This window comes from Vibrio sp. 1078-1, from assembly GCF_033340475.1.
Map to the genome: position 1 here is coordinate 1 of NZ_JAWOWM010000782.1, position 540 is coordinate 540.

General features: G+C 46.7%; 1 protein-coding gene. It reads right to left on the bottom strand.

What is annotated here, in order from left to right:
* Positions 1 to 161: 161 nt before the first annotated feature.
* Positions 162 to 540 (bottom strand): YbaK/EbsC family protein (locus R7190_RS30030; protein WP_318138230.1); only part of this gene is annotated, 379 nt, incomplete at its 5' end.

Sequence of the window (540 nt, forward strand, 5' to 3'; positions counted from 1 at the left end):
TTGTTGAAAACTTAACCAACAGAATCAGCATATACGAGTTTTATAATGGTGACTATTTATGTTTTAATTTTGATTAAAAATTCTGCGGCGTGTTTTTATAGATATGAGGGAGATCACGCAGTGATGAGAACACTGCGCTTTATTGCATTATGAATTGGATGTTAACGACAGATTTCGGCAACGGTGGGTTGGCATAGCTGAACCAAATCGTCGATGGATAACGCCAGCCCTGCCATGCGGTCCCCACTGCTGATGGTGACTTCACGTTCTTCCAGTAAGCTTGGGTCAAACACAATCGGCATCTGTCGTTTGAGTAATAACGGCGTCACAGTGCCAATTTTATAACCAGTGATGGCTTCTACATCGGCCTGGTCGACACAAGTCATGCGGCGACATTGCAGTAAAGCTCGTACCTTTTTTGGATCCACACTGCGATCACCAGGGGCGCAGGCGAGGGCGTATTGATTGCCCATGTCTCGCAGCAATATCGCTTTGACCATTTGAGAAGGGCGAATGCCGCGTTGTTGCGCGGCATCCTCA